This window comes from Skermanella sp. (assembly GCF_059503625.1).
On the sequence record NZ_JCACHA010000946.1, the window covers coordinates 1 to 6,847 of the forward strand.

Here is a 6,847-nt window from a genome sequence, read left to right on the forward strand (position 1 = left end):
ATCAACAGCGTCGAATCAGAACGCGCGATTCCAAGCAACATCAAAGTGCTCTAGCATGATGTAGCAGCCGTTTGCCAAAGCCAGCCTCTCCTTTGGAAACCACAGCACAAGCGCCTTGAGGCCAGCCATCAAGGCAGCGGCAACGCCGAGCCCGATGAGTGCGCGGCTGAGGAGCAGAAGGGAGAAGTTGTCGGCGACAGCAAACAGCGCCGAACCGGCCCCAGCGACCGGCATCAAGGCCAGCTGAACGCGCCGCGGTCCGAAGCGGTCGAGGGCGATCCCGATGGGTAGCTGCATAGCTGCGAAGGTAAAGAAGTAGGCCGAGGTGAGTGACCCGAGCTCGGCCGCACCGAAGTGCAGGTCGGCTCCGAGCGCTGAAGATGACAGTGCGTTAATTGTTCGAAACAGATAGGAGAGGTAGTATCCTACAGCAAACGGTAATAATACGGACACGATCGCATTTCGGAGCGACATGACGCACTCCAGTTTTTGCTACCTTTGCTTGCCTCAAGACACACATACGGAAGCACTCGGCCACAACGGTTGATTTGCTAGACGCGCATCCCGACCATCCGAATGCCAAGTTTGTGATATTTCTCAGCTGCGCTTCATTCATTCAGCCTCGCTACGGGCGTAGCGTGGGTTGCAAGGCTGACGCGACCTTTTGGAGGGAGCATGCCCGGCTCTTCCATCCAGCACGGCCAGAGCGCCGCGCTTCGCATTCCACTTAGGACTGCCGCTAACACACGGCGTCGAAGGCCCATTCCTCTGACCGTTGCCATCGCCGCGATCGGCGTGGCTATCGGGCTCTTGCTTGCCACGGCTGTGGTTCGTATCCTGAACGGCGCGCCAATCGACGCAGGTTTGCCAGTACCGAATACGCTGAGTCAGCTTGATGCTCAGAGCCCGGGCCCATTAAGCATCAACCTGGTGACCTGCCGAACGAGCACAGACACGTCTCGGGCGATGTCTGGCGAGCCTGAGCAGATCGACGCTGTGTGGGTTGATCCCGCCTTGCTCGATGTCAAAGCTGCTGGCCATGTTATCCCCGGCTTGTTGACCGTTCCGGCGGGTTGGTGCCCAGGTAATCCCACGGTAGTGGTTGTCGCCGAACAGCCCGGGGCGGAACCATGGCGTGACCGGCTTGTCGCTCAACTGCTCGCTAACGGCGCGGTCGTTCTGGAATTAGACGTCCATACTCCTCGTGGGGTTTCGGCAGACAGCGCCGCGGCTCCGCCCGCGCCATTGCCGTTGGAGTTGCTGCCAGACATCTTCGGCGCCCTGCGCCTTTTACGCAGGAGAGGGCTAGATTCAGGTAGCACCATAGTGTTGGGGCTAGACGATGGAGGATCAGCGGCCCTCCTCGCTGCCGACGAGGCCTCGGCCGTACGCTACCTTGGCGCCGAAGGTCCGCGTTTCGTTGCGCACGCCCGGCTCGGCAGCAACTGCGTGTGGGCGCTAGCGGCAGGCGAGGAATTTCCGATGGGCCAGAAAGATGCAGCACTACAATCGGCAGCTTCCACACGGTGCGACGAACACTGGCAGGCTACGAGGCGATGACGGTGATCAGGAAGGAGCAGGTGCGGAAGGTTGGCGGACGCGAGATGCGTACCCAAGCCACCTTTGTCGCTGAGCTGTTTCAAGTCGCCGCCTGAATCGAAGCCTGTCGCGGCCCTTTTGCGACTTGCCGCAAACTTTGCAACGCAACCAGGTAGCGGGTGGAACGATGCTTGACCTCGGGAAAGAGCTCACGCTGCGCAACACCGTAGCTGCGCAGCCCATCCGTGACGATGCGGCTGGGCTTGAACTTCAGACCAGCCAGCAGGCGCTTGAAGAAGCGTTTTGCCGCGGTGGTATTCCGCCGGCTCTGCACCAGGATGTCGAGCACGACGCCGTGCTGGTCCACTGCGTGCCAGAGGTAATGCAGCACACCTTTAACCTTCAGGAACACCTCATCGATGTGCCAGGTGTCGCCCGGCTTCGGTCTGCGCCGACGCAGCTTTCGGGCGAAGGTGCCGCCGGATGTCAGACACCAGTTCCTGATACTTTCATGCGTGACGCTGATGCCCCGCTCAGCCAGGAGCGGCTCGACTTCGCGCAGACTTAGGCTGAACGTGTGATAGAGCCACACCGCATGGCTGATGATCTCGGTCGGAAAGCGGTATCCGGGATAGGTGGCGAGCTCGGGCATCATCAACCCAGCTTGGCCCAGCCGCTTCGTTCCGGGTAAAGGCCGACAACTTGGCAATGCCGGCCAGCGGGGCTCGTCCGTCTCGCTCCCGCCAGCCAGAGAAGGTGACAACGTCCACGGGGGTTTCTTGGATGAACATCAAAGATCTCTTAACTATAACACTCTCACTGATCGCCTTGATGATCTCGGGAGTAAATTTCTACATTACAAACTTCATGATAAATAATGAGGTTATCGCAAGAATCAGCGAAATTTCCGCCCGCGGTGGAAATGTTCAGGCGCAGGTCGTACTGGTGAACCGCGGAAATCGTCAAGCAGTTATATCGAAGATTCGATACGAGACTGGGGCGTCAGTAAATCTACAGAGCGGACAGAATTTTTTTGATCCGCCTGCTGCGCTTGATGCCCTTCCCTTTGTCATCTCCCCTCAAGAAGTCCGAGTCATTGAGCTCCATCTTCCCATTCAAAGTCTTTCAGAATCTGGCGTTTCCTATGCGGGATTGCGATTTATTACGTTTAATGCATTGGGTGAATCGTTCGACGTTTGGTCAGGCATGCAGATCCATGCTCGGCGTCATGACGGAAGATTGGAAGAAGTTAAGCAGGTGGAGGGCGCTAAGCAATACATTCCACTTATGCGATAGTAGGCCAAGCTATGACGTCTCGGCGGAAGAGAATTCGAATAGGGTGAACGTATCGCTCCCTATCGCAGAAAGGCGAGGATTACAAGATGTTCGTGCTCGACGGCTCGACGGCCGGATGATGGCCGTTTAAGACGCTGTACGCGAATAGATCCTTCACTGCGGCTGGGTTTCGGCGACGAGCCGACGTGAGATGATGGAGATCATGGCGATCCGGACGTGCGCAGCAAAGAGGTCGGGTGCGCGGTCGTACACGATGTTGAGCCGGCGATAGCGGCTGAGCCAGGCGAAAAGGCGCTCCACCACCCACCTGATCCCGTTCGGCAGAAAGTGTCGGTCTCGCGTGCCATCAGGCGAGACCGAAACATGGATGTCGTGCTCAAGCGCCGCCAGGGCGAAGGGTGTGCCCTTTGGAACACCTGCGCCGACGGTTCGCCGGGTGCCGCTGTTTGAGGCTCGCGCGAGGCTTACCGAGGTGGCGGATGACGCGGACCCGCAGCTGAGCGGGCACGATACGGCCGACAGGCGCGGGCGGAGCTACGTCAGCAAGATCGCGCTGATCGGCGCCGTGGAGATTGACGAGGAGGGCCGGCCGGGCCGCGCCCGGCTGGCCGTGCTGCCCGACTACTCGACGGAGAAGATCGGCGCCTTCGTGCGTCGGACGGTGGCGCCCAAGTCCGGGCTGCTGACGGACGGCTTGCCCGCGTACAAGTCGCTGGCGCGCAGGTACGACCACCGCCCGAAGGTGGTCGACAAGATGGCGGCCCACGTGCTGATGCCCTGGACGCACCGGGTGTTCTCGCTGCTCAAGCGCTGGGGGACGGGCACCTTCCACGGCTTCCGGCGGCCGCACCTGCAGGCCCACCTCGACGAGTTCGCCTGGCGCTGGAGCCGGCGCAACAGTCGACACACCAGCTTCGACCGGCTGCTCGGTAGCCTGGGCGCGCTGCCCACGCGACTACCGGGACTTCATGCCCAAGATGGCCGCGTAGCGGCGGGGGGCGGCCGTGCCGCCTATGGCCGTCAGAGATCGCTCAGGTGCCGATCAAGGGCGCCGCAGAACTCGTCGAGCTTGCCGGTCCGGCGCAGGCCGGCGACGAACTCCGCCGCGGTCGGCGCCGAGCGACGGAGGTTGCGCCGGGCGTTCGCCATGCAGGCGACCGTCGCCTCGGGGTCGGCGCGGTACAGCCGCATCAGGAAGTCGCCGGGCCGCCAGACGGCCAGGCCATGCGGTTGCAGGTCCCCGTCGCGGAAGTGGCGGTCGGCGCTCACGACCGCCTCCGCCCCGGCCTCGATGGCGGCCGCCACGACGTGCCTGTCCTTCGGGTCGGGCATGGAGACCGCCGGGATGTGGCGGCGGTGGCCGGCGACCAGGGCGTCGGGCAGCGCCCGGTCCATCAGGCGGCGCGTCCGCTCGAGCCGCTCGCGCGCGAGGCCGGGGTTGGCCTCGAGGAGGTTCCGAATCCACTCCTCGTGGATGTCGTCGCTCCAGCGCGCCCGTGCGAGCCGGTCAACCGCGCACTGGACGACGGCGTTGCGGAGGTTGAGCGGGTAGAGGACGCAGGCGTCGTAGACGACGACCGGGACCCGCGGCTCAGAGACCATGGTTCTCCATGAGGTCCTCGGTGTCCGCCGCCAGAGCGTCGAGCGCCCTTTGCTGGTCGTCCGCCTTGGCCTTGAAGGCGAGGACGTCGCTCAACCGGCAGCGCCGGTGGGAGCCCACGTGACGGAAGGGTAGGTCCCCCGTGTCCATCCGCCGCACCACGAGCGGGCGGGACATGCCGAGGACCTCTGCCGCCTCATTGGGCGTGAGCTCCGCGTCCTCGCCCAGCACCGCCACCTTGCCGCCGGCGTAGAGGCGGTCGAGGACGGCGCGGACCGCCCGCGCAGCCTCCGGGGGCAAGGCCAAGGCCTCGGCGGTGCCATCCCCGCGGCGGACCACGACCTCGATGCGCTCGTCGTCGCTGGGCGCCGGCGGCGCGGGGGCCCCGGCCCGGGCGGCCTCGGGCAGCATGACGTACTCGAGGAGGTTGGCGGTCATGGTCGGCTCCGTTTCCAGACCATCATATGGCGCTCGCCATCCTATCTGCAACATCTGAAACGCGGGTTGCCGGGGGGCCACCGCCGGGCGGCTCATACCACCCCTGGCGGGCGTTGTTGCAGAAACCCTGCGAGTAGTGGTGCATGAGCAAGAAAGCGGTACAGGGCGGGCGGCCCAAGCCCCGATACCAGACGCGGAGTTTGTGCGAGTACAGTCAGGGGCACCGTCAAGTTGAGCGCGGCTTGGCGGGCGGACCTTGGTCCGGTAGTGGCTCCGGATGGTTTCACCAGCCGCCGAGTCGCCCTACTCTGGGTATCGGTTTCCCGCCGAGGTGATCAGCCAGGCGGTCTGGTTATACTTTCGCTTCCCGCTCAGCCTGCGCATGGTCGAGGAGATGCTGGCGGCGCGCGGCATCGTGGCCAGCCATGAAACCGTGCGGCAGTGGGCGCTCAAGTTCGGCCAGGAGTTTGCCAACCGGATCCGGCGGAGACTGCCCCGCGCCGGAGACAAGTGGCACCTCGACGAGGTGGCTATCAAGATCGCCGGGGCGAAGCACTGGCTCTGGCGTGCCGTCGATCAGGCCGGGATGGTGCTGGACGTGTTGGTCCAGAGCCGGCGCGACAAGAGGGCGGCGAAGCGGTTGCTCCGCAAGCTGCTGAAGCGGCAATGCCGGGCGCCTCGCGTCATGATTACTGACAAGCTGCCGAGCTACGGCGCCGCCAAGCGGGAGGTGATGCCCGGTGTCGAGCACCGCCAGCACAAAGGCCTGAACAACCGGGCCGAGAATTCACACCAGCCGACGCGACGACGAGAGCGGCAGATGAAGCGCTTCAAGTCAGCCCGGCAGGTACAGCGTTTTCTCTCCGCCCACGATCAGATCTCCAACCTCTTCCATCTCCGCCGCGACCACGTCACCGCCAGTGAACACCGAGCCGCAAGGGCGCGGGCGTTCCAAGCATGGGCCGACGTCAGCGAGGTCACTGCCGCGGCCTGAACTCCAATCCTGCATCGGCCCTCGGCTAGCCAATTCAGCCAGTCTCGCCCCAACAACTTGACGGTGCCACGGAGCCTACGGTGGCGCAGAGCCCGTCCCCAAAACAGCTTGAGCAGGGCTCCTCGTACGATCTAATGCTTGCTGAGCATCGATCAGCGCTTTAAGCTGATTTAATAGATTAACCTGTTGTTGGACCAAATTTCCTTCAGACTGTGTGTTCGTAACACGAATGGATAACACTCGCCAATTGCTGATAAAAATGCCTTCATCATTGCATAAGGCAGTTTTGCCAAAGCTAAAAGGCTGCTTGGCTGATTAATTACAACGCTACTTAACATGCCATTTGTGAAAGTGACTGCATTAGATTTAGTAACTAGCGCCGCTGCTCGAAGATCGATGCCTTCTGTTCTATAGGGGTTTGCCGCAATAAAGGAAAAATCTGTAGATCGTCTCCCATCCAACGCGGCAACCGTTGCGCGAACGATAACCGGGCTCCGAAAGCAAACAGAGTAGTTGCATGGCGGAATTACGCGTCGAGAAAGCTCAGGCACCCATGAACTGTCTATTTTCATTGAGGCTCCATCCGGCAAGATTTGGCCTTCTATTAACTGTTCGAGATTATAGATTTTCACGAAGGGATACCGTACGTCTTCAGCAGAGGGAGACGCTCCAGCGGCGAACGGTACCAAAGCCGTCGCACCACCAGCTGCTCGAGCCAACTCGACAAGAATGTCTCCAGTTCGGTCGGTTGCATTGGCTGTAGCAGAGGTAAGAAGCCCATTTCTGTCGACTTGAAGATTTACGTCTTGATCCGATCCGGCTGAAGGTAAAAATCTGATGCGATATTGAGCTTGGTTATCGGGCACAATTGCCGGCGTGATCGTATATGAAACTCGACCTTCAGTGATTTTTCCTTCTACAGTTACTAGAGCAGTTTTCGATCGGTCTGCATCGTAACCTGCGGCGGCGAAGTAGTTGGT

General features: G+C 61.5%; 8 protein-coding genes and 1 pseudogene. 3 read left to right on the forward strand and 6 right to left on the reverse strand.

The annotated features are described in order from the left end of the window. Nucleotides 1-15: 15 nt before the first annotated feature. Nucleotides 16-474, reverse strand: a complete 459-nt coding sequence (locus AC5JJ6_RS34500) for an MFS transporter (RefSeq protein ID WP_496046375.1) — start codon at nt 472-474, stop codon at nt 16-18. Nucleotides 475-1,639: 1,165 nt separating this feature from the next. After that, entirely contained in the window at nt 1,640-2,191 is a 552-nt protein-coding gene (locus AC5JJ6_RS34505) for an IS6 family transposase (RefSeq protein WP_496046376.1), read from the reverse strand. A 131-nt stretch (nt 2,192-2,322) separates the two neighbouring features. Here AC5JJ6_RS34505 and AC5JJ6_RS34510 point away from each other — a divergent pair, with 131 nt between their 5' ends. Next, nucleotides 2,323-2,835: a hypothetical protein gene (locus AC5JJ6_RS34510; protein WP_496046377.1), complete on the forward strand. Its 513-nt coding sequence runs from the start codon at nt 2,323-2,325 to the stop codon at nt 2,833-2,835. 153 nt (nt 2,836-2,988) lie between these two features. Here the strand turns inward: AC5JJ6_RS34510 and AC5JJ6_RS34515 are convergent, their stop codons facing one another. Beyond that, nucleotides 2,989-3,225, reverse strand: a complete 237-nt coding sequence (locus AC5JJ6_RS34515) for a transposase (RefSeq protein WP_496046382.1) — start codon at nt 3,223-3,225, stop codon at nt 2,989-2,991. Here AC5JJ6_RS34515 and AC5JJ6_RS34520 point away from each other — a divergent pair. Then, nucleotides 3,203-3,670: pseudogene (locus AC5JJ6_RS34520) on the forward strand (transposase); the annotation flags it as partial. The gene AC5JJ6_RS34515 and the pseudogene AC5JJ6_RS34520 overlap by 23 nt on opposite strands. 185 nt (nt 3,671-3,855) lie before the next feature. On the opposite strand, the gene AC5JJ6_RS34525 reads toward AC5JJ6_RS34520, so the two are convergent. Both AC5JJ6_RS34525 and AC5JJ6_RS34530 read right to left on the reverse strand, forming a co-directional pair. Continuing rightward, nucleotides 3,856-4,437 carry a PIN domain-containing protein gene (locus AC5JJ6_RS34525; RefSeq protein ID WP_496046378.1) on the reverse strand — a complete coding sequence of 194 codons (582 nt, stop codon included), beginning with the start codon at nt 4,435-4,437 and terminating at the stop codon, nt 3,856-3,858. Continuing rightward, nucleotides 4,427-4,873, reverse strand: coding sequence for a helix-turn-helix domain-containing protein (locus AC5JJ6_RS34530; protein WP_496046379.1), 447 nt, complete (start codon nt 4,871-4,873; stop codon nt 4,427-4,429). The genes AC5JJ6_RS34525 and AC5JJ6_RS34530 overlap by 11 nt, the downstream gene beginning before the upstream one ends. 277 nt (nt 4,874-5,150) lie before the next feature. On the opposite strand from AC5JJ6_RS34530, the gene AC5JJ6_RS34535 reads away from it, so the two are divergent. Further along, nucleotides 5,151-5,867: an IS6 family transposase gene (locus tag AC5JJ6_RS34535; RefSeq protein WP_496046380.1), complete on the forward strand. Its 717-nt coding sequence runs from the start codon at nt 5,151-5,153 to the stop codon at nt 5,865-5,867. Between the two features lie 170 nt (nt 5,868-6,037). Here AC5JJ6_RS34535 and AC5JJ6_RS34540 read toward each other — a convergent pair. After that, nucleotides 6,038-6,847 (reverse strand): hypothetical protein (locus AC5JJ6_RS34540; protein ID WP_496046381.1); only part of this gene is annotated, 810 nt, incomplete at its 5' end.